The organism is Breoghania sp., from assembly GCF_030066895.1.
Classification (GTDB): Bacteria; Pseudomonadota; Alphaproteobacteria; order Rhizobiales; family Stappiaceae; genus Breoghania.
This window is the reverse complement of record NZ_JASJAV010000006.1, coordinates 1-20,226: the sequence shown is the minus strand read 5'-3', so window position 1 is coordinate 20,226 and position 20,226 is coordinate 1. Positions and strand designations below refer to the sequence as shown.

14 protein-coding genes and 12 pseudogenes are annotated in these 20,226 nt (G+C 62.8%); 3 read left to right on the top strand and 23 right to left on the bottom strand.

Going from position 1 to position 20,226, the window contains the following annotated elements:
- The 8 genes and pseudogenes from QNJ43_RS08870 to QNJ43_RS08835 all read right to left on the bottom strand — a co-directional run bounded on the left by QNJ43_RS08870 (window position 1) and on the right by QNJ43_RS08835 (window position 5,725).
- Window positions 1-126: a hypothetical protein gene (locus QNJ43_RS08870; RefSeq protein WP_300469281.1), complete on the bottom strand. Its 126-nt coding sequence runs from the start codon at window positions 124-126 to the stop codon at window positions 1-3.
- A gap of 106 nt (window positions 127-232) precedes the next feature.
- Window positions 233-763: pseudogene (locus QNJ43_RS08865) on the bottom strand (SDR family NAD(P)-dependent oxidoreductase); the annotation flags it as partial.
- A gap of 88 nt (window positions 764-851) precedes the next feature.
- Window positions 852-1,328: pseudogene (locus tag QNJ43_RS08860) on the bottom strand (aspartate/glutamate racemase family protein).
- 4 nt (window positions 1,329-1,332) lie between these two features.
- A complete protein-coding gene (locus QNJ43_RS08855; RefSeq protein WP_300469203.1) occupies window positions 1,333-1,521 on the bottom strand; it encodes an aspartate/glutamate racemase family protein in 189 nt (62 codons plus the stop codon).
- Window positions 1,521-2,344: pseudogene (locus tag QNJ43_RS08850) on the bottom strand (ABC transporter permease). Before QNJ43_RS08850 ends, QNJ43_RS08855 begins: the two are co-directional and overlap by 1 nt.
- A 1-nt stretch (window position 2,345) precedes the next feature.
- Window positions 2,346-3,216 (bottom strand): annotated as a pseudogene (locus QNJ43_RS08845) (ABC transporter permease).
- Between the two features lie 110 nt (window positions 3,217-3,326).
- Window positions 3,327-4,623: pseudogene (locus QNJ43_RS08840) on the bottom strand (extracellular solute-binding protein).
- A 120-nt stretch (window positions 4,624-4,743) separates the two neighbouring features.
- Window positions 4,744-5,725 (bottom strand): annotated as a pseudogene (locus QNJ43_RS08835) (ABC transporter ATP-binding protein).
- A 251-nt stretch (window positions 5,726-5,976) separates the two neighbouring features.
- On the opposite strand from QNJ43_RS08835, the gene QNJ43_RS08830 reads away from it, so the two are divergent.
- Window positions 5,977-6,393: a GntR family transcriptional regulator gene (locus QNJ43_RS08830; protein ID WP_300469201.1), complete on the top strand. Its 417-nt coding sequence runs from the start codon at window positions 5,977-5,979 to the stop codon at window positions 6,391-6,393.
- Window positions 6,374-6,697 carry an FCD domain-containing protein gene (locus QNJ43_RS08825; RefSeq protein WP_300469198.1) on the top strand — a complete coding sequence of 108 codons (324 nt, stop codon included), beginning with the start codon at window positions 6,374-6,376 and terminating at the stop codon, window positions 6,695-6,697. Before QNJ43_RS08830 ends, QNJ43_RS08825 begins: the two co-directional genes overlap by 20 nt.
- 149 nt (window positions 6,698-6,846) lie before the next feature.
- Here the strand turns inward: QNJ43_RS08825 and QNJ43_RS08820 are convergent, their stop codons facing one another.
- The 15 genes and pseudogenes from QNJ43_RS08820 to QNJ43_RS08750 form a co-directional block, all read right to left on the bottom strand.
- Window positions 6,847-7,779: an ABC transporter permease gene (locus QNJ43_RS08820; RefSeq protein WP_300469195.1), complete on the bottom strand. Its 933-nt coding sequence runs from the start codon at window positions 7,777-7,779 to the stop codon at window positions 6,847-6,849.
- Window positions 7,776-8,813 (bottom strand): annotated as a pseudogene (locus QNJ43_RS08815) (ABC transporter permease). The gene QNJ43_RS08820 and the pseudogene QNJ43_RS08815 overlap by 4 nt, the downstream one beginning before the upstream one ends.
- Window positions 8,803-10,336 (bottom strand): annotated as a pseudogene (locus tag QNJ43_RS08810) (ABC transporter ATP-binding protein). Before QNJ43_RS08810 ends, QNJ43_RS08815 begins: the two co-directional pseudogenes overlap by 11 nt.
- Window positions 10,333-11,052 carry an amidase family protein gene (locus QNJ43_RS08805; RefSeq protein WP_300469193.1) on the bottom strand — a complete coding sequence of 240 codons (720 nt, stop codon included), beginning with the start codon at window positions 11,050-11,052 and terminating at the stop codon, window positions 10,333-10,335. The pseudogene QNJ43_RS08810 and the gene QNJ43_RS08805 overlap by 4 nt, the downstream one beginning before the upstream one ends.
- Window positions 11,049-11,678, bottom strand: a complete 630-nt coding sequence (locus tag QNJ43_RS08800; RefSeq protein ID WP_300469191.1) for an amidase family protein — start codon at window positions 11,676-11,678, stop codon at window positions 11,049-11,051. Before QNJ43_RS08800 ends, QNJ43_RS08805 begins: the two co-directional genes overlap by 4 nt.
- 37 nt (window positions 11,679-11,715) lie before the next feature.
- A pseudogene (locus tag QNJ43_RS08795) lies at window positions 11,716-12,527 on the bottom strand (BMP family protein); the annotation flags it as partial.
- A 358-nt stretch (window positions 12,528-12,885) separates the two neighbouring features.
- The gene (locus QNJ43_RS08790; RefSeq protein ID WP_300469189.1) at window positions 12,886-13,038 is read right to left on the bottom strand and encodes a hypothetical protein; all 153 of its coding nucleotides are present in this window, start codon (window positions 13,036-13,038) and stop codon (window positions 12,886-12,888) included.
- Window positions 13,035-13,358, bottom strand: coding sequence for an ureidoglycolate lyase (locus QNJ43_RS08785; protein ID WP_300469177.1), 324 nt, complete (start codon window positions 13,356-13,358; stop codon window positions 13,035-13,037). Before QNJ43_RS08785 ends, QNJ43_RS08790 begins: the two co-directional genes overlap by 4 nt.
- Before the next feature lie 242 nt (window positions 13,359-13,600).
- Window positions 13,601-14,486, bottom strand: a pseudogene (gene mmsB, locus QNJ43_RS08780) (3-hydroxyisobutyrate dehydrogenase).
- A 105-nt stretch (window positions 14,487-14,591) separates the two neighbouring features.
- Window positions 14,592-14,999, bottom strand: coding sequence for a hypothetical protein (locus tag QNJ43_RS08775; protein WP_300469174.1), 408 nt, complete (start codon window positions 14,997-14,999; stop codon window positions 14,592-14,594).
- Window positions 14,969-15,487, bottom strand: a complete 519-nt coding sequence (locus QNJ43_RS08770; RefSeq protein WP_300469171.1) for an ABC transporter ATP-binding protein — start codon at window positions 15,485-15,487, stop codon at window positions 14,969-14,971. Before QNJ43_RS08770 ends, QNJ43_RS08775 begins: the two co-directional genes overlap by 31 nt.
- A 6-nt stretch (window positions 15,488-15,493) precedes the next feature.
- Window positions 15,494-16,318: a carbohydrate ABC transporter permease gene (locus tag QNJ43_RS08765; RefSeq protein ID WP_300469169.1), complete on the bottom strand. Its 825-nt coding sequence runs from the start codon at window positions 16,316-16,318 to the stop codon at window positions 15,494-15,496.
- Between the two features lie 61 nt (window positions 16,319-16,379).
- Window positions 16,380-17,250: pseudogene (locus QNJ43_RS08760) on the bottom strand (sugar ABC transporter permease).
- Between the two features lie 113 nt (window positions 17,251-17,363).
- The gene (locus tag QNJ43_RS08755) at window positions 17,364-18,620 is read right to left on the bottom strand and encodes an ABC transporter substrate-binding protein (RefSeq protein ID WP_300469167.1); all 1,257 of its coding nucleotides are present in this window, start codon (window positions 18,618-18,620) and stop codon (window positions 17,364-17,366) included.
- Between the two features lie 213 nt (window positions 18,621-18,833).
- Window positions 18,834-19,800: pseudogene (locus QNJ43_RS08750) on the bottom strand (LysR family transcriptional regulator).
- A 114-nt stretch (window positions 19,801-19,914) separates the two neighbouring features.
- Here QNJ43_RS08750 and QNJ43_RS08745 point away from each other — a divergent pair.
- Window positions 19,915-20,226: carboxymuconolactone decarboxylase family protein (locus QNJ43_RS08745; RefSeq protein ID WP_300469165.1), on the top strand; the 312-nt coding region annotated here is incomplete at its 3' end.

Below are 20,226 nucleotides of genomic sequence, written 5' to 3'. Positions count from 1 at the left end.
TCAGGGCGTGCTGACCAGATGGCCGCCATCGACGGGAATGACGGCTCCTGTCATGAAGGAGGAGGCGTCGGTTGCCAGCAATTCGAAGGGGGCATCGAGTTCCGGCAGATCGCCGATACGTCGCATGGGAATGCGCTTGATCATCACCATCATCACCGCGCCGCGCGGATCGCCGAAAAAAGCCCTCGTTGATCTCGGTTGCGAAATAGCCCGGCGCGATCGCGTTGAAGCGCGTCAGCTCCAGCGCCAGCGACTTGGTCAACTGGACGACCCCGGCCTTGGATATCGCGTAAGGCGCCACGCCGACGGCGACGCGGAGGCCGAGCACGGAGGCGATGTTGACGATGGCGCCGGGCGTCGCGCTTTCGCGCCAGTAGCGAGCGGCTTCCGTCGCCATCAGCCAGACGCCGCGTAGGTTCACATCGAGAACCCGGTCGAAATCCTCGCTGGTCTGGTCAAGCGACAGGCTCTCGCTCGCCATCCCGGCATTGTTGATCAGCGTGTCCAGCCCGCCCATCGTCCCGGTCGCCGAGCTGTTGCGCACCGATGTCTCGTCGGAAACGTCGAGCCGCAGCGCGATTGCCTCCGCCGCACCTGCATCGCGCAGATCCTCGACCAGCTCTTCCAGCCGGTCCATTCGCCGCGCGGCAACCGCAGCGCGCGCGCCGTTGGCCGCACAAAGGCGGGCGAAATGAGCCCCGAGCCCGCTCGAGGCACCGGTGATGAGAATGCGGCGGCCTTTGAGCCGTGCGCCAAGATCCATGAAGTCCTCCCAGGTTCCGCCGGCTTCTCCCGAGCCGGTTCGGCCTCGACCTTAGAGGATTTTACACTGTCACGGGAAGAGGCGTGTCCTAGTGCTTCGGAGTGAGATCCAGCAGCGTTTCGACGAGTTTCACCGCCGCCGCAACCCCATCGATCACCGGTACGCCGATATCGTGGCTGAGCGTGTGCGCAAGGCTCGCCATGGCCGCGCAGCCGAGCACGATCGAGCGGCAATCGTTCTCCTTTGCCGCGTGTCGGATTTCTTCCGCGATTCAGGGATCACCGTGATCCGCCCCGCCCACGGTCAGCACGGGCACGCCCACTGCGCGCACGCGGGCGCATTGGTCGGAAAAACTGTATGTCGCGATGTTCTCCTCGATGATCGGGATGGAGACATCGAGTGTGGTGACCACGGAAAAGCGTGGTCCCAGCAGCGTGGCGACGTGAAAGGCCGCCTCGCTGATACCGATAATCGGGATCGGGCTTGTCTTCTTGAGAACCTTCAGCCCGACATTGTCGAAACAGGCGATGATCGCCGCATCGAACTGCACCGGCCCCGCCAGCATCCGTTCAAACAGCTCGCAGACGGCGGGCGGGCAGCGCGGCGTCTCCATCGGCCGCCCCCTGAATGGCCGGGGGCGCGTCTTGCGGATTGACCGCGGTGATCGCCATGCGCGGGCTAGCGGCAAGCCGCGCGGCTTCCGCGATTTCCTCCGTCATCGTCGCGGTCGAGCTGGAGTTTATGACGAGAACCTGCATCACATCATTCCCTTACTGACATCCGATGCCTGGCGCGCGCGCCGCACCCTGAGCACCACGGCGATCGTCAGGAAGATGCCGATGATCAGGAAGGAGAACAGCGTTGTCAGCGTGCCCAGCGCATAGAGCACTGGCGAGGTGACGTTCGTCGTCATGCCGAAGATTTCCAGCGGCAGGGTGTTGTAGGATCCCGCCGTCAGCAGCGTGCGCGCGAATTCGTCATAGGACAGTGTGAAGCCGAAGAGGGCGACGCCGATCAGCATCGGTCCGATGATCGGCAATACCACGTGGCGTACTGTCTGCCAGGGCGTCGCTACAAGATCGCGTGCGGCCTCTTCATAGGATTTGTCGAACCGGTTGAAGACCGCGAACATGATCAGCAGGCCGAAGGGCAGCGTCCAGGTGAGCTGCGAGCCGAAACCGGATGTTGCCCAGTGCACGTCGAGATCGAGAATGTTGAAGATCAGCCCGACGCCGAGCGAGACCAGGATGGAGGGAATGATCAGGTAGAACAGCACCGTCTGGCCGCGGAAGCGATTGCGGAAGGCGAGGCGCCCATCACCGAGAAGACGACGGTGACGACCATCACCATCAGCCCCAGTGCGAAGGAGCGGCGGAACGCGCCCCAGATGTCGCCCACCGCCTGCTGCTGGAAGAGATCGTAGAACCAGTGCAGCGACACCCCGCGCATCGGGAAGGTCAGCCCACCCTCCGGCCCTTGGAAGGACAGGATGCCGATGGTGACGATGGGCCCGTAGAGAAACAGAACGAACAGCGCGAAGAAGGCTGCCAGCACGTAGAAGGATCTGGAGCGCGGTTTCATCTCAAAGCTCCTTCCGGATATCGACGAAGCGCAGCATGATCGCAATCATGATGAGCACCGTGCACAGCAGCACGACCGAGCTTGCGGCGGCTGCCGGGTATTGCAGCAGGCTGATTTCGTTGGAGATGAGCCGCCCCACCGAGGCCGACTGGCCGCCCGACATGTGGTGCACGATGATGAAGTCGCCCATCACCAGCGTGACGACGAAGATCGAGCCGATCATGATGCCGGGTTTGGCGAGCGGAATGATCACGTGGCGCAGGATCTGAAAGCCGCTGGCGCCCGCATCGCGCGCCGCCTCGATCAGCGACTTGTCGATGCGCATCATGGTGTTGAAGATCGGCACCACCATGAACAGCGCATAGAGATGGACGAAGGCCAGCACGACGGCGAAATCAGAATAGAGAATATATTCCAACGGCTTGTCGACGATGCCGAGGTTGATCAGGGTGGAGTTGGCGATGCCGTTGCGCCCGAGAAACGGGATCCACGAGATCATGCGGATGATGTTGGAGGTCCAGAACGGGGTCGTGCACAGCAGAAACAGCGCGACCTGCGCCGTCAGCGTGTGCACGTGGAAGGCCAGGAAATAGGCCACCGTGAAGCCAATCGCAGTGCAGAAGGCCCACACCAGGATCATGTACTTGAAGGTCTTGAGATAGGTCGCCCAGGTCACCGCCGAGGTCAGGTGATAGGTGTAAGTTCTCAAGATTGAAGTCGGGATAGAAGGACCACTCGTTGTAGCTCCAGAAGCTAACGACGACGATGGTCAGGATCGGCAACACCAGAAAGAAGCCGAGCACCGCCGTGATCGGCGTGACCAGCAGCCAGCTGATCCTTTCGGCGCGCGTGATGGGATCGCGTTTCGACATGGCGATGAAGCCGTTCCGGCGATTTGCAAATGGGGGCCTGCCCGGATGGGAAGTCTCCGGGCAGGCAGGAGAGAACGGTTGTCACCGTGGAACTGATCGGGAGGAAGTGATCAGGCCGCGATGAACTCGTTCCACTTGCGAACCATGTACTGGTTTTCGTCCATGACGGCGTTCCAGTATGCGACGTGGCCCATACGCTCGTAGAAGGAGCCGCCATCGCGGGTCTCGCCCGCCTTGGCCATGGGGTTCGCCGTAGGGGTTGGTGATGGTGTCGGTGGCGGGCTTGCCCTCGAACCAGTAGCTCCATTCGTTCTCGCTCATGAACTCCTTGGACGTCGAAGGCACGGCCGAATAGTAGCCCTGACGCATCAGGAAGCCGCCGGCCCAGTCGTCGAGATACCCAGTTGATGTACTCGTAGGCGGCATCCAGTTCGAGGCCGGAGAGGTTCTTGGAAAGCCCGATGCCGCCGCCCCAGATGCGGTAACCTTCTTCAAGCGGCTGGAACACGCACGGGATGCCCTTGGTCTTGACAGCGGTGACCGCAGGCGACCACATGGACTGGATCACGACCTCGCCCGACGCCATCAGGTTGACGCTCTCGTCGAAGGTCTTCCAGAAGGCGCGGAACTGACCGGCCTTCTTTGCCTCGGTGAGAACGGCCATGGTCTTGTCGATCTCGTCTCGGGTCATGTTGCCCTTGTCGCCATAGGTGATCTCGCCCATGGATTCGCACACCATCGCCGCATCCATGATGCCGATGGCGGAGATGTCGAGGATCGAGGCCTTGCCCTTGAATTCCGGGTTCAGTAGTTCCGACCAGTTCTTGATCGGATGCTTGATGATATCGGGACGGACGCCCAGCGTGTCCGCCTTGTAGATGGTGGGGATTCAGCGTCATCCACTGGGTTTCGCCCTTGGCGAAGGACTTGCTGTCCGGGCTGTTGACGGAAGCCGACCGTGTGCGGGGCCGTGCCCTGCGCGATCTCCGATTCCGGCGTCAACTTGCCGCTTCTGAAGATGCCGACGATCTCGTCGTAATTCTTGATCTTGGTCGTATCCATCGCCTGCAGGTTGCCCGCACCCCAGATCTTCTTGCAGATCCAGTATTCGATGTCGGCGATGTCGAAGGATTTCGGCTGGGTGGCGGCGTGCTGGGTCACACTGTCGGAATCAAGCGCGGTCATTTCCAGCGTGAAGCCGAGGTCTTCCTTCACCGTCTGGGCGACCTCGTTGATGTTGGACACGCCGGTGCCGAACTGGCGAAGCGTCACGTTCTTGATGTTCTGCGCCCAGATGGTCGGAAACCCGGTGATCGCACCTGAGCCGACGGCAGCGCCCGCCAGAGCGCCGCCGCCCTTGAGCACGTTTCTGCGGCTGACCGTCTTTAAACCCTTGGGGGTGGTCATGTCTGCTACTCCTATTCCTCTTCCGGAGGTGTCCCCGTTGTGTTTCGGGTGTGTCAGGGGTGTTTGAGGTGACCCGATCTTCGGGTCCTGACCGGTCTTTGCCGGTTTCAGATAAGTGGATCAGGCGACGAGCCTGTGCGCGTCTTCCGGTTTCCAGCTGACGGAGACCGTCTCGCCGATTTCGATCGGGTTCTGGAAGAAGGTGGCGTCGGGAATGGCGGCGGTCAAGCTGCCTGCCTCGCCCGCATCGAGCGTCAGGTTCACCAGCGAGCCCAGATATTCGATTTCGCTGACCCTCGCCGTCAGACCGGCGGGCGTGCTCTGGCGTGCGACCGTCACCTTGTCCGCGCGAACCGCAACCTGTCCTGCCTCGCCGTCGACCACATTGTGCCCGCCGATGAAGCGGGCGATGAACTCGGTGCGCGGAGAATCGAAGACCTCGCGCGCGCTACCCTCCTGTTCGATCTTGCCGCCGTTCATGACGATGATGTTGTCGGCCAGCGCCTCGTCCTGGGAGTGGGTGACGTGAATGAAGGAGATGCCGAGTTCGCGCTGCAGCCGCTTCAGTTCCAGCCGCATGCGGATACGCAGGAAGGGGGCGAGTGCCGAGAGCGGCTCGTCGAGGAGCAGGACGGAAGGTTCGGTGATGAGCGCGCGCGCCAATGCCACGCGCTGCTGCTGGCCGCCGGAGAGCTGGTTGGGAAAGCGCTCACCGTAGTCGCCCATGTCGACGAGGTCGAGCAGCTCGTGCGCCTTTTTCAGCCGCGTTGTCTTGTCGACGCCCTTCATGCGCAGGCTGAAGGCGACGTTGTCGGCGACCTTGAGATGGGGGAAGAGGGCGTAGTTCTGGAACATCATCGCCGTTCCGCGCGCAGCCGGCGGTAGGTTCGGTGACATTGCGTCCGCCGAGCACTATGTTGCCGTCGCTCACCGTCTCGTGTCCGGCGATCATTCTGAGCGTGGAGGACTTGCCGCACCCCGAAGGTCCGAGAAGGCAGGAATAGCTGCCGGCGGGAAAGCAATAGTTGATGGCGTCGACGGCCAGTGTCGTGCCGTAGCGCTTCGTCGTGGCAATCAGCTCAAGCTCGGCCGGCTTGGTCATGGGCACCCATACTACATGTCATATCAAACAATGACAAAGCAATCGATGTGCCAAGGCGAAAAACTAGCTAACCCATTGAAAATAAATACTTGAAAATTCCGTGTTTCTATCCGAGAGGCAATCGTGCGCAAAAAATAATCATATCGCATACGATTTCATAAATTATTGTATATGATTTTGAATTGCCGATGTCTCGTCATTCCGCTACCTATGGCGGGGTAACGAACTGAAGAGGTGGACATCGATTGGTCATGCCCGTCGAGCCACGGTCCGGAGGCGGGTTCGATCAGATCTTTTCGCTACCGTCCGGTCGTGCCCTTGATATTGCCCTGGCGCTGCAGAAGGCCGTTCTGGAGCATCGTCTGCCCCCGGGGGTGAATCTGTCGGAGGACGAGGTCGGCGAGATCTACGGCGCCAGCCGTACCGTCGCGCGAACGGCCTTGCAGGCGCTCGCTCATTCCGATCTCGCCGCCATCGAGCGCAATCGCGGCGCCTTCGTCTCAAGCCCCACCATCCGCGAGGCGAACGAGGTGTTCGAAGCGCGCGGGCTGATCGAGCCTAGGGTCGCGCGCATGGCGGCCCAGGCGGTGGAGACCGCCGATATCGAGCGGCTGCATGCCCATATCGAGGCGGAACACGCGGCGATCGATGCCGGGGACATGGGGTAAGGCGCTCTATCTCTCCGGCCTCTTCTATATCGACATCGCGGATATCGCCGACCAGCATCTGTTTGCCCGCATGGTGCGGGCGCTGATCGCGCGCTCGTCGCTGATCATCGCGGTTTACTGGAAGCGGGCGGACACGGCCTGCGAAAGCCACTCCAACCATGCGCTGATCGAGGCGCTGGCCAGTGGCGATGGGACGGCGGCGGAAGAGATCATGCTGAGCCACATCATCGATCTGCGCTTGGGGCTGAACCTGCGTGAACAGCCCGCAGAGGCCGCCTCGCTGAAGGCGGCTCTGGCTCCTTGAAGGAGCCGCTAGTTTCCCATTTCCCCGTCGTCATTGCCCGGCTTTGTCCGGGCAATCCAATACGGGTTCCCGCAGATGTGGAGCATCCTGTGGATCACCCGGACTGCGCCGGGTGATGACGACGGAGAGACTGGTGCGAAGTCGCTTCCCTACTGCTTTCCGCGCCGATAGGCCCGTATCAAAGCCTGAGGCACCCGTGCACGCCGCGCCATCACGGCGAGTGCCACGATCGACATGATGTAGGGCACCATCAGGAAGAGCTGATAGGGCACGGCCTTGCCGACCACCGTCTGCAGCCGGAGCTGATAGGCGTCGAACAGCGCAAACAGCAGCGCGCCCAGAAGCGCACGGTTCGGGCGCCAGGAGGAGAAGACGACCAACGCAATGCACACCCAGCCGCGTCCCTGCACCATGGTGGGAAAGAACGAGTTGAAGGCAGACAGCGTCAGGAACGCGCCGCCCACGCCCATCAGCACGCTGCCCGCCCTGATCGCGCCGTAGCGCACCGTGATCGGGTTGACGCCCTGCGCCTCCGCTGCGTGCGGGTTCTCTGCCGTTATCCGTATCGCCAGCCCCAGCGAGGTGAAGAACAGCACGTAGCCGAGCACGATGGCGAGATAGGCCGGCGCCGTCTGCGCAAAAAGCGCAGGCCCGATGAAGGGCAGGTTGGACAGTCCCGGAATGTGGATCGGCTGGAAGGGGACGATGGTCGGCGGCGTGCCCGCGGCCGGCACGATCAGCCGGAACAGGAAATAACTGAGCGAACTGGCAAACAGCGTGATGCCGAGCCCGGTTACATGCTGGGAGAGGTCGAGCGTCACGGTGAGGGCTGCATGCAGGAAGCCGAAGGCAGCACCGGCAAGTGCCGCGACCCGCAGCCCCGTCCACAGATCCGTCCCCTTGAAGACGGCGAGCCAGCCGATCATCGCGCTGAAGGTCGTGACGCCCTCGATGCCGAGATTGAGCACGCCGGAGCGTTCGCACATCAGCGCGCCCAGCGTGCCGAAGATCAGCGGTGTGGCGATACGCAGCACGGCGGCCCACAGACCGGCGGAGGCGAAGATGTCGAGGATCTCCATCACTTAACGATCCTGTACTGCGTGAAGAAAAGGGCGACCAGCATGGTCAGCAGGGATAGCGCGACGGTCACGTCCGCGATGTAGGTCGGAATGCCGATGGCCCGGCTCATGCCGTCTGCCCCGACGAACGTGGCGGCGGTAAACACGGCCGCCGCGATGACGCCGATGGGGTGAAGGTTGGCGAGCATGGCGACGATGATGCCGGAATAGCCGAAGCCGGGCGAAAGGTCGGTGGTGACATAGCCCTTCACCCCCATCACCTCCACCGCACCGGCAAGCCCTGCCAATCCGCCGAAAAGGCAGGCGACCTTGATCAGCGTGGAGGCAAGCGGCACGCCGGCGAACTTCGCGGCCTTGGGATTGAGCCCCGCCGCCTTCGACTGCATGCCGAAGACCGTGCGTGCGTGAACGAGATGAACGACCACTGCAATCGCGATGGCGACGATCAGCCCGATATGAAGCCGCGAGCGCTCCACCAGCTTGGGCAGCACCGCATTGTCGGCAACCGGCAGCGATTGCGGCCAACCGAAGGCGAGCGAATCCTTCAGCGGGCCCTCGATCATCATGGAGACGAACAGCACCGCGACGAAATTGAGGAGCAGGGTCGTCACCACCTCGTCGACGCCGAACTCGAGCCTCAGGCCCAGCGGAAGAAGCAGCCGATCATGCCCGCGATCGCCCCGATTAGCATTAGGAGCGGAATGGTGAATGCGGGCGGCAGACCGGCGGTCGCCTGCGCCCCGAAGGCCGCGACCGCGATCGCTCCGATGAAGAACTGACTTTCGGCGCCGATGTTCCACACCTGCGCGCGGAAGGCGACGGCGGCGGCAAGCCCAGTGAAGATCAGCGGGGTTGCCCGTGTCAGCGTTTCGGTGATCGCCAGACGGGAGCCGAAGGAGCCGATGGAGATCTGGTAATAGGCTTCCAGAATGAGCGCGCCTGCGGCCGCGATCAGGATGTCGGAGATTGCCAGCGCGGCGACGATCGCGATGATCGGCGAGGGCGAAGGGATGGTGAGTGCGGCGTTCAAGACGCATGAGCTTCTTCCTGCGCAAGACCCCAGTCGCCCGCCATCATGAGCCCGAGTTTCTTGGCATCGGCCCCTTCGGCTGCAAGCGGCGGGGACAATCGTCCCTTGACGATGGCGCGGATACGGTCGGCCAGGCTCAGCACTTCGTCCAGATCCTCGGATATCAGCAGCACCGCGGTCCCGTGGGCGCGGGCTTCCAGAATGCGCGTGTGAACGGCGGCAATCGCGCCCTCGTCGAGCCTGTGCGTCGGCTGCGCGGCGATCAGTAGCTTCGGCTCGTCGTGCAGGTTCCGCCCCAGAATGAGCTTCTGCATGTTGCCGCCCGAGAGAAGCCGCGTGCGCCGGTCCGGCGCTCCGCCGCGCACGTCGAATTACTCGATGATGATGGAGGCGAAGGCACGGGCGGCTGCGTGGTCAACGAAGCCGTTGCGCGAAAAGCGCGGTGAACGTACCCGATCCAGAATGGCGTTTTCCCAAAGTGTCATCTCGCCGATGGCGCCTTCCGCGTTGCGGTCTTCGGGAATGCGGCCGACGCCCGCCTTCATCAGCGCTTCCACGCCGTCGGCGATCGGTTCGTCGAACAATCGCAGTTCGCCGGAGCTCGCCTGCGAGAGACCGGAAACGAGATGGGCGAGCTGCGCCTGCCCGTTGCCCGAAACCCCGATGATGCCGAGCGTCTCGCCCGCCCGGATCTTGAAATTGAGATCGGAAAGCCGTGTGACCTCGTCTTTCACCAGCGATGCGCCGATGGCCTCCAGAACCACGTCGCCGGTCTTGCCCGCCTCGCGCTTGGGCCACGCGACCTGATGACCGACCATCAGTCCGTCAGTTCCGACTTGATGGTCTCGCTCGCCTGACGTTCGGCGACGGCCTTGCCGCCGCGCGGCACCACCACCCGGTCGGCTGCCGCCAGAACCTCATGCAGCTTGTGCGAGATGAAGATCAGCGACAGGCCCTGCCGCGCCATTTCACGCAACGTTGTGAAAAGCCGTTCGGCCTCCGCATTGGTCAGAACGGCGGTGGGCTCATCGAGGATCAGGATATGCGCATCGTTGTAGAGCGCCTTCAGGATTTCCACGCGCTGCTGCTCGCCGACCGACAGATCGCTGAGCCGCGCGTCCGGATCGATCGCCAGGCCGAAGCGTTCGGAAATCTCTGCAAGCTTGCGCCGCGCCGTGCCTGTATCGGATTTCGGCTTCCACAGGCTCTGGGTTCCGGTCATGACGTTTTCCAGAACCGTCAGGTTCGGCGCCCGCGAGAAATGCTGGTGAACCATGCCGACGCCCGCATCGATGGCCGCACGCGGGCGGCCCGGCGTGAGCTTGCGGCCTTCCACCTCCACCGAGCCCGTATCCGGCGTGTAGTGGCCGAACAGGATCGACATCAGTGTGGTCTTGCCGCGGCGCCGTTCTCGCCCAGAAGCGCCAGCACCTCGCCACGCGCAAGGTCGATGGAAATCGCATCGTTGGCGACCGTGTCGCCGAAACGCTTGGAGATGTCGGACAGACGCAGGACGGGGGCATCGCTCATTGCGGTAACCCCGCGATCTCGAACTTGTGCTGCCAGGGCCTGAGCGCTTCAAGCGTTGCGCCGATGGCGAGAAGCCGCCGGTCGGCCCCCATCGGAGCGATGAACTGAACCGACAGCGGCAATCCTGCCTCGTCCGCGCCCGCGGGCATGGACAGGGCGGGCGTGCCGGTGATGTTGGCGATCGAGGCCAGCGGTGCGAAGGCTATCATGCGGTCCCAATGGGCTTCGATGTCATCGTGATCGGTCGGAAAAGAGCCGAGCTTTGGCGGCTTGTGCGCTAGCATCGGTGTCAGCAGGATGTCGACCTCGTCGAAGATATGCCACATCGCATGGGCGGCGAGCACGCCCTCGTGCATGGTGATCCACAGGTCGCCCACCTCCATCGCCCGTCCGCGGTTGAGCGCGGCGCGGGTCAGGGGCTCGATCTTGTCCTCATTCAGCCGCACGTCCTGGAACGTTGCGGCCATGGAGGCGTAGATGATCCGATCAAAAGCGCGCTTGCCGATGGAAACCAGCGGCGCCAGACGGGTGAAGGGAATGTCGATGATGCGATGACCGGCGCCTTCCAGAAGCGCGGTCGTCTCCGCAACCGCGTGGGCGCGGGCAGGCTCGAGCGCAAAGGAGTCGACTTCGCTGACAAGCCCGATGGTCCGCGATCCCAATGTCGCGGCCTCGATCTGGGGCTCGGGCGAAGGCCCGCGCACATCTCCGATCATGTGATCGAAGGCGACGCGTGCGTCCCGGATGGGACGGCACAGGGCAAGTTCCGAGGCGAGCCCGGCCAGATATTGCCGAAATCGGGAGCCTGCGGCATCACCCCGCGCGAGGGCTTCAGCCCGATCAGTCCGCAGCACGCCACCGAACCGCCGGAGGAGCCGCCGGGCGTGCGTTTAGGATCGAGCGGATTTCGCGCCGGATCGCGGCCGAGCGGCTCGGTGGATACGGACATGCCGAATTCGGGGACAAGCGTCGAGCCGAAGGAGATCAAGCCTGTTGCCCGGAACCTGCGGGCGAATTCGGAATCGGCGCTGCCGTCGGAAAGCCCGCGCAGCGCGTTCGATCCCGCAGCCTCCGGAATTCCGGCAAACGGACTGCCGAGATCCTTGACCAGCGTCGGAACGTCACCGAAGGGCCGCCCAGATAAGCTTTCGGGCGTCGTGCGCCGTTCCGCATCGAAGGCGGCGGCGACCTCAAGGCCGAGTTCGGGCTTGAGCACATCGACGGCGCCGAGGTCGCGATGCTTGCGCACGGCGGCGAGTGAGGCTTCCATCGCCTCGCTTGCGCTCACACGTGAAGACGCGATGGCTGCGGCAAGTGCCATCGCGTCGTTCTGTTTTGTCATGGTCTGTCCGGCGTTCACGCCGTCAATCGGTCCGGTTTCACTTCGGCTCGCTCATGTCGGGCGGAACCTCGAACGTGCCCGCCTTGATCTCGGCGCGACGCTTCTCCATGGCCTCTTCGGCTTCCTTCAGCGCCACATCCTTGGTGTAGACGATGTCCGAGCCGCCTGCCTTCATAAGGCCGTAGGAGGTGTAGACTTTGCCGACCGGCTTGCCCGCCTTCACATCGGCGATGGCCACATCCAGGATCGGGCGGAAGTACCACACGGCGTTGGCGAAGACCGTGTCGGGATAGCGGTCCGTGTAGTCGATCAGCGAACTGACAGCCTTGATGCCGCGCTCCTTGGCGGCGTCCGCCGTGCCGATGTGCTCGCCGAACAGGATGTCCGCGCCCGCGTTGATCTCGGCAAGGCCCGCTTCGCGTGCCTTCGGGGGATCGAAGAAGGTGCCGATGAAGGAGACCAACGTCTTGCACTCGGGGTTCACGTCGTGGACGCCCGCGTTGAAGGCGTTGATCAGTAGGTTCACTTCCGGGATCGGAATGGTGGCGACGGAGCCAACCACGTTGGTCTTGGTCATCTTGCCCGCCAGCATGCCGGCGAGATAGGCGCCGTCATGGTTCCACGTGCCGAAGACACCGAAATTGTCGCCGGACGGCTTGCCGAAGAAGCCCATCGGGAAGGCACGTTCAGGCAATCCTTTGCAACCTGGCGCGCTTCGCGCTCCACCGCGTAAGATTCGCCGACGATCAGATCGACGTCCTTTTCCACATATTCGCGCATGGCGCGCGGATAGTGGGTGCCGGACACGTCCTCGGAGAACTCATACTCGATGACGCCGTCCTTGACGGCAATGTCCATACCCTCCCGCCCGTCGGGCAGGTTGGCGTTTCGGATCAGAAGGTCAAACATGGAAGGTTCCGGAAGATGGGAGCGGGCAAAGCTGCTGGAGACGTTGTCGTCAATCGACGCGTGCAGCTCAAGTCCGTGACTTCGCCGAGATCGGCGCAAATGTGGGCATGCGGAGAAATCGTGCACAATTGACGTGCCGATTCATCCGGCAGCGTTCTGATTCCGCTGCGGTGGACCCGATGCGCGCTTTCGAGGTCTCACGGTCGTGGCGGGATGTCGCAGCCGCGCGGGGGCGCGGCTGCATCCTCGTGACGTCGGGCAAGTCGGGGCGGCAACCCCGGAGGGTAGGCCTGGGGACTCAGTCCAGCGAGACGTCGACCGGCTCGGCCAGATCGAGAAAGATCGTGTCGGGACGTCCGTCGGTCGGGCGCCAGATCAGCGAGGTGAACACGGTCTGCTTGTCGAGGGCGACGATACCGTGATGCCAGACGCCGGAATTGTAGACGATCACGTCCTTCGTGCCCGCGACGAAGACGATCGGCTCGACGCCGGGGGTAGGCTCCTATAGCGCTCCGCGTTGATCGGCACGAAGACCTGCGACGACTGCGGGTGCTTTTCGGCAACCGTCATGCGCAACGTGCCCGAGACGGGGGCGACGTCGTGGAAATCGATCGAGAATTCAGTGCCTTCCGCGTCATGGCCGATCTTGGCGGCGGTCTTGGTCATGAGCACGGATCCGTCGCGGATCATCTGGGTATCGCCTTTGCCGCTGTGCGCGACATGGCCGAAGGGGGCGAAGGCTTCGGGGGTGAGGGGGATCGGTTTGATCATGTCCGCTCTCGGCATGCTGTTGCGCTGTCTGCGAACCGGCGGCAAGGCGGGAGAGCCCGGCGCGGCGACGGTCTTTTGAGCGCTGGATGAAGCGTGAAAGACCGGGCAACGGAGCCGTGCCGGGTTTCGTGCGGTTGCCGGAGATGGCTTGGAAACCGGCACCTGTGTCAAGCGCCGATTTGGATCGATGGTTATCTGCCGCTAGGGTAGAATTCTGCGAAAAAGCGGGCGAAACCGACGTCTCAGGCGCCGCCGCGTACTGCCGTCCTGAGATACTCGATCATGCCGGAGAAATCCTTGCCCGCGCCGCCGTTCTCAAGGAAATGGCGATAGAGATCGAGCGCATGGGCGCCGAGCGGCGTCGCCTGGCCCGATTCGTCGGCCGCCTGCTGGGAAAGCCCCAGATCCTTGGTCATCAGCTCCGCGGCAAAGCCAGGCTTGTAACCGTTGTCGGCCGGGGTCTGCGGTCCGACGCCGGGAACCGGGCAATAGGCGTTGACCGATCAGCACGCGCCGGACGAGGTAGACATCACGTCGAAGGCGACCTGCGGCGAAAGCCCGAGCTTTTCGGCCAAGGAGAAGGCCTCGCAGGTCCCGATCATCGAAATGGCGAGCAGCATGTTGTTGCAGATCTTGGCCGCCTGTCCCGCACCGCCCTCGCCGCAATAGACGATCTTCGCCCCCATTGCATCGAGGATCGGGCCCCACTTTGTCGAAGGCGTCGCGCTGTCCTCCCGCCATGAAGGTCAGTGTGCCCGCCGCTGCCCCCGCCGTGCCGCCGGACACCGGTGCATCCAGCGAGAGAAGCCCGGCCTTGGCGCTCATCTTGTGGGCCTGACGCGCGCTTGCGACATCGGTGGTGGAGCAATCGATCAGTACCGCGCCCGCCTTGGCGGCCGGAACGATCTCGGCATAGACTTTGGCGACGATCGAGCCGTTCGGCAGCATGGTGACGACGAAATCGGTGCCGTTGACCGCCTCGGCCGCGATCCGCATTCCTTCCGCCTTCGCCTTGTCCAGCGCTTCCGGCACCGTGTCGAAAGCGGTGACGGAATGCCCGGCCTTGACCAGGTTGATCGCCATGGGCAGCCCCATGTTGCCAAGGCTGATGAATGCGACGTCGCTCATTTGTATTCCTCCCAGGATGTCGAACGCCCGCGCAGGGACAATGCCGCTCCCTCAGCACTTTTCCCTACTCGGATTGGACATGTTTTAGATGTCTTTTGAAGGCGATTAAAGCTGCACGCCGGTCGCTTTGTCGAAGAGCTTCGCCTTGCCCATTTCAACCTCGAAGCGGAACGGTGCGCCCACGGGGGCCTCGTCCTGTGGTCGCACCCGCGCGATCATCTCCGTCTCCGCGACGGTGAAGACCAGCATCGTTTCCGGCCCGGTGGGCTCCACGGCCTCGACCGGCCGCTCGAAGATGAAGCGGTCCGGTCCAGGCAACTCGCTGCCCGCCGCGAAGATCGTTTCCGGACGCAGGCCCAGGACGACCTCGTGCCCGTCCTCGATCGAGAGCCTGTCGGCAAGGTCCTTTGACAATGGGAAATGCAACTCGCCCGCATCGACGAAGGTGCCGCCGTCGCGCACCAGCTTTCCCGGCAGCATGTTCATCGGCGGCGAGCCCATGAAGCCGGCCACGAACAGATCGACTCGTCGAACAGTAAGACTTCCGGTTTGCGCACCAGGGAGCGCCCCATGGCGACGCGCTGGCGCTGGCCGCCGGAAAGCTGCCCCGGCCTTCGATTGAGCAGATGATCGATATGCAGCATTTCGGAGACTTCCTTGAGCGCCGATTGCTGCTCGGCTACAGGCACCTTTCGCGTCTGCATGCCGAAGGTGATGTTGTCGTGCACGTTCTTGGTGGGATAGAGGGCGTAGGACCGGGACACCAGCGCGATGTCGCGGTCCTTCGGCGGCACGGTGTTGACGCGCTTGTCGCCGATCTTCACGTCGCCGGAACTGATCGTTTCCAGACCCGAAATCAGGTTGAGAAGGGTGGAGTTGCCGCAGCCCGATGGGTCGACGAGCACGACGAATTCGCCGTCCTCGATCTCCAGGTCGATCCCCTTGATGACATCGACGTTGCCGAAGCGCTTGCGGACGTTTTCGAGGCGTATGCTGGCCATGGTTCCCTATTCTTTCACAGCGCCGGCGGCCAGACCGCGGACGAAATACTTTCCGGCGACGATGTAGACGAGGAGCGTAGGCAGCGCGGCGATGATCGCGGCGGCCATGTCGACGTTGTACTCCTTCACGCCGGTGGAGGTGTTGACGAGGTTGTTGAGCGCAACGGTGAGCGGATTGCTGTCGCCGATGGTGAAGATGACGCCTAACAGGAAGTCGTTCCAGATCTGGGTGAACTGCCAGATCACCGTGACCACCATCGCCGGCAGCGCCATCGGCATCATGATCATGAAGAAGATGCGGAAGAAGCCCGCTCCGTCGATCTTCGCCGCGTTCACGATGGCATCCGACACACCGACGAAGAAGTTGCGGAAGAACAGCGTGGAGAAGGCGAGCCCGTAGACCGTGTGCACCAGGATCAGCCCGAAGACGGAGCCCGCAAGCCCCAGCGCGCCGAGCGTGCGGGCCATCGGCACCACCACCTGGGAGGGGATGAAGGCGCTAAAGAGCATCAGCGCGAAGATCACGTTGGTGCCGCGAAAGCGCCACTTGGTGAGCGCGTAGCCGTTGATCGCGCCGAGAAACGTCGACAGCGCCACGGCGGGCACTACCATCATCACCGAATTCCAGAAATAGGGCTTCAGCCCGTCGCAGCGAACACCCGCGCAGGCCGTATCCCACGCCTTCGTCCAGGCGGCGAATGTCGGCGCATCGGGTAGCGCGATCAAGTACCCGTCGCGGATCTCCGCCACCGACTTCAGCGAGGTCGGGACCATCACGAAGAGCGGCACGAGATAGTAGAGGCAGAACAGCACTAGCAGCGCATAAAGCATATAGCGCAGGACGTGATGGCCCCAGCAGAAGGCGCGCAGATGCCGGAAGAGTTTGCGCCGCTCATCGGTTCGTCTCCCGCAATTCGGAATAGAGATAGGGCACGATGATTGCGAGGATGGTCGCCAGCATCATCACGGCACTGGCCGCCGCCGTACCCAGTTCAGATCGCTGGAAGGCGAAGGAATACATGAAGGTCGCGGGTTGTCGGTCGAGTAGCCCGGCCCGCCGTTGGTCAACGCGATGACGAGGTCGAAGCTCTTGATCGACAGGTGCGCCAGGATGATGAAGACCGACAGGAACACCGGCCGCAGGTTCGGCAGCACGATGCGCGAATAGGTGCGCCACGATCCCGCCCTGTCGATCGTCGCCGCGCCTTCAGTACGTTGTCGTCGACCGAGCGCAATCCGGCGAGAAACAGCGCCATCGCATAGCCCGACGACTGCCATACGCCCGCGATCACCACCGTGTAGATGGATGGCCATCTCCGGATTGACCAACCAGTCGAACCGGAAGCCCGGAAAGCCGAGGTCGTGCACCACCTTTTCCAGACCGAGGTCGGGATTGAGGAGTCACTTCCACGCCGTGCCGGTGACGATGAAGGACAGCACCATCGGATAATGGTGCGGATTGCCCTTTCCGCGCGGATGCGCTGATCGAGCAGAACGGCGAGGATCAACCCCATGATCGTGCACACACCGATGAACAGCGCGGAGAAGATGAACAGGTTGGCGAGCGCCACATACCAGCGCGGCGTCTCCCACAGTCGCACATACTGGATCAGTCCCGCGAAATCGTAGGTCGGCAGGATGCCGGAGCGGGTAAACGAGATATAGACGGTCCAGGCGATTAAGCCGTAGACGAAGAAAAGATTGACCGCGAATAGCGGCGAGACCGCCAGTTTCGGCAGCCAGCGCTTCAGCAGGCGTCCCATTGCAAATATCTTTCCGGAAAGGTGTTCGAACCGCAGGAGCGGAACCGGGACGCTGAAATGTCCTAGCCCCGTGCCCTGATCGGAGGACCCTTATCTGAGCCTTTGTAGAGAGGTTACTGCTGAGCGCGTTTGACGGCGGCGGCGAGCGTCTTGACCGCGTCCTCGGAGCTCATGTCGGAATTGAAGAAATTGGTCACGAGGTCGAGGAATTCGCCGCGCACGGAGCGCGGAACCGCCATTTCATGCGCCATGGAGGGCACCAGCGAGTCGGCCTTGATCGCCGCCAGAAGGTCGGCGTGGGATTTCTTGGCGCAATCGTCGAACTTGTCGAGCGTGACGTCGGTGCGGGCCGGAATGGAGCCCTTGGCCAGGTTGAACGTTTCCTGGAACTTGGGCGAGATGATCAGGCTCGCCAGCACCTTCTGGCCCTCGACTTTTTCCTCGCCGGTGACCTTGAAGAAGGTGAAGCTGTCGGAGTTGAGCACGAAGCCCTTGCCCGGCGTCGGCGCGCAGACGAAATCCTTGCCCGGCACCTTGCCGGCTGTCAGGAACTCGCCCTTGGCCCAGTCGCCCATGATCTGGAAACCGGCTTCGCTGCGCATCACCATGGCGGTGGCGAGGTTCCAGTCGCGCCCGGAGAAGTTCGGGTCCACATAGCCGCGCAGCTTGCGGAGCTGATCGAAGGACTTGACCATCGTGTCGCTGGTCAGCGCGTCCTGATCGAGATCGATCAGCGCCTTGCGGAAGAAGTCCGCCCCGCCGATGCCCAGCACCACGTCCTCGAATATCGTCGCGTCCTGCCAGGGCTGACCGCCATGGGCGAGCGGCGTAATGCCCGCTTCCTTCAGCTTGTCGGCGACCGTGTTGAATTCACCCCAGGTCGTCGGCATTTCGGTAACACCGACCTTCGCCAGCACTTCCGGATTGGCCCAGAACCAGTCGACGCGGTGGATGTTGACGGGAACGGCGACGTATTTGCCGTCATATTTCATGATTTTGGCAAGAGCGGGGGGAAGTTCGTCGTCCCAGCCTTCCTCGTCGGCCACGTCCTGCACGTCGTCGAGCGCGCCGAGAGCGGCCCATTCCTGAATGCCCGGTCCCTTGAGTTGAACGGCGGTTGGGGGATTGCCCGCGACGACGCGGGCGCGCAGTGCGGTCATCGCCGCATCGCCACCGCCGCCTGCGATCGGCGAGTCGACCCATTTCCCGCCTTCCGCCTCGAAGGCCTTCTTCAGTTCTCCGATTGCCTTGGCTTCGCCGCCGGAGGTCCACCAGTGCAGAACCTCGACGGTTCCGTCCGCGTAGGCAATGCCCGGAAGGGCAAGTGACGCTACGATAGTTGCGGCAAGGATATTCTTGAACTTGTTCATGGGACGTCCCTCGCTTTTCAGGTCTCAACCCGTAAACCTTGTTAGGCTACAATCTAGTATCGTTATGGTCCGGTGCGAGTCTCAATGGCATTTGTCATCGCTGAACATAATGAAGAGTCGAAAATCAGTACGGGAATTTAACTGCATCCACTTTGATCGATTGTCAATCAAAGGAACCTTCCGCAGCATACTGTCGCATTATAGGCGGCTTGTTTACGCGGTTGTGAAACCGCGAGTTGCACTCAGCGGAGCAGCGGCGCGAAAATGTGCAGACTGTTCGGAGAGCACCGCGCTCAGGCGTGGAGCGGCGAAATCGATGAAGGCGCGCAGCTTCTGCGGCACGAGACCGCCCGCGTAGAGAATGTTGACCGGCCAGGCTTCCGGCTCGTCGTCTTCCAGAAGCTCGTTGTCTTCCAGAAGGACGACAAAGCGCCCCGCAGCCACCGTTTGTACTGCCTGATAGGACAGACAGAACCCGGGTGATGCCAAGCCCGGCCGTGGCGGCATCGACCGCCGTCTCCGCCATGCGCGAGTGAACCCGGACCTGCCGTTCCCTGTGCCCCTTGCCGAACCGCCAGCGCTCCGCCGACATTAGGTTCTCGAAGGTGATGCAGTCGTGACCGGCGAGATCTTCGCCGCGCTCCGGCTGTCCCCGCTCTTCAAGATAGTCCGGACTGGCGCAGGTTACGCGCCGGACCTCTCCCAGACGCCGTGCCCGCAGGCTGCTGTCAGGCAGACGGCCGATGCGCACGGCGGCGGCGATATGTTCCTCGTGCAGGCTGATCGGTCGGTCGATCTGCTCAAGCCGGACATCGACCTGAGGGTAGGTCTTCAGGAAATCGGTGATCACCGGCAGAACGTGCAGGCGGCCGAAGACGATCGGTACCGTCAGGCTGAGCCGTCCCTTGACGGTGCTGAACTCGCCCGCCGCCGCCTTCTTCGCTTTCGCCACCTGTTCGAGAATTCCACGGCTGGCCGCGACATAGGTTGTGCCCGCCTCGCTCAGCGCAAGACCGCGAACCGAGCGGATCACAAGCTGCGTGCCGAGACGCCCCTCCAGTTCCGCAACCCGTCGGCTGATCGTGGCCAGCGGCATTCCGAGCTCGCGCGCGGCGACGGAAAGACTGCCGCAATCGACCGCTGCAATCAGGATGGACATGAAATCGAAACGGTCTGCCATGCTCTCACTTTTCGGGAGGAGGGATCTCGAAAGTACCATCTATTCGCGAAAAGCGGAATTCTTACCTTGGGGACATCGAGACGAACGATCCAACTCGATCCCAAGTAGATCCCCATGTCCCGCATCGATTACCCGGCCACCGTCGACGACGCGCCCGAAGCCTCCCGCCCGCTTCTCCAGCAGGTGCAAAAGCAGCTCGGCAGCGTGCCGAACCTGTTCCGTCTGGCCGCCCTCAGCCCGGCCGCGCTGGAAGGCTACCTCGGCATTTTCGGTGCGCTCGGCAAGGGCCGACTGCCTGCCGCCACCCGCGAACGGATCGCCCTTGCGATCTCCGAATATAACGGTTGCGGCTACTGCCTCTCCGCCCACACCTATCTCGGCGCCAACCTCGCCAAGCTGTCGCCGGAAGAGATTGCTGCGAACCGC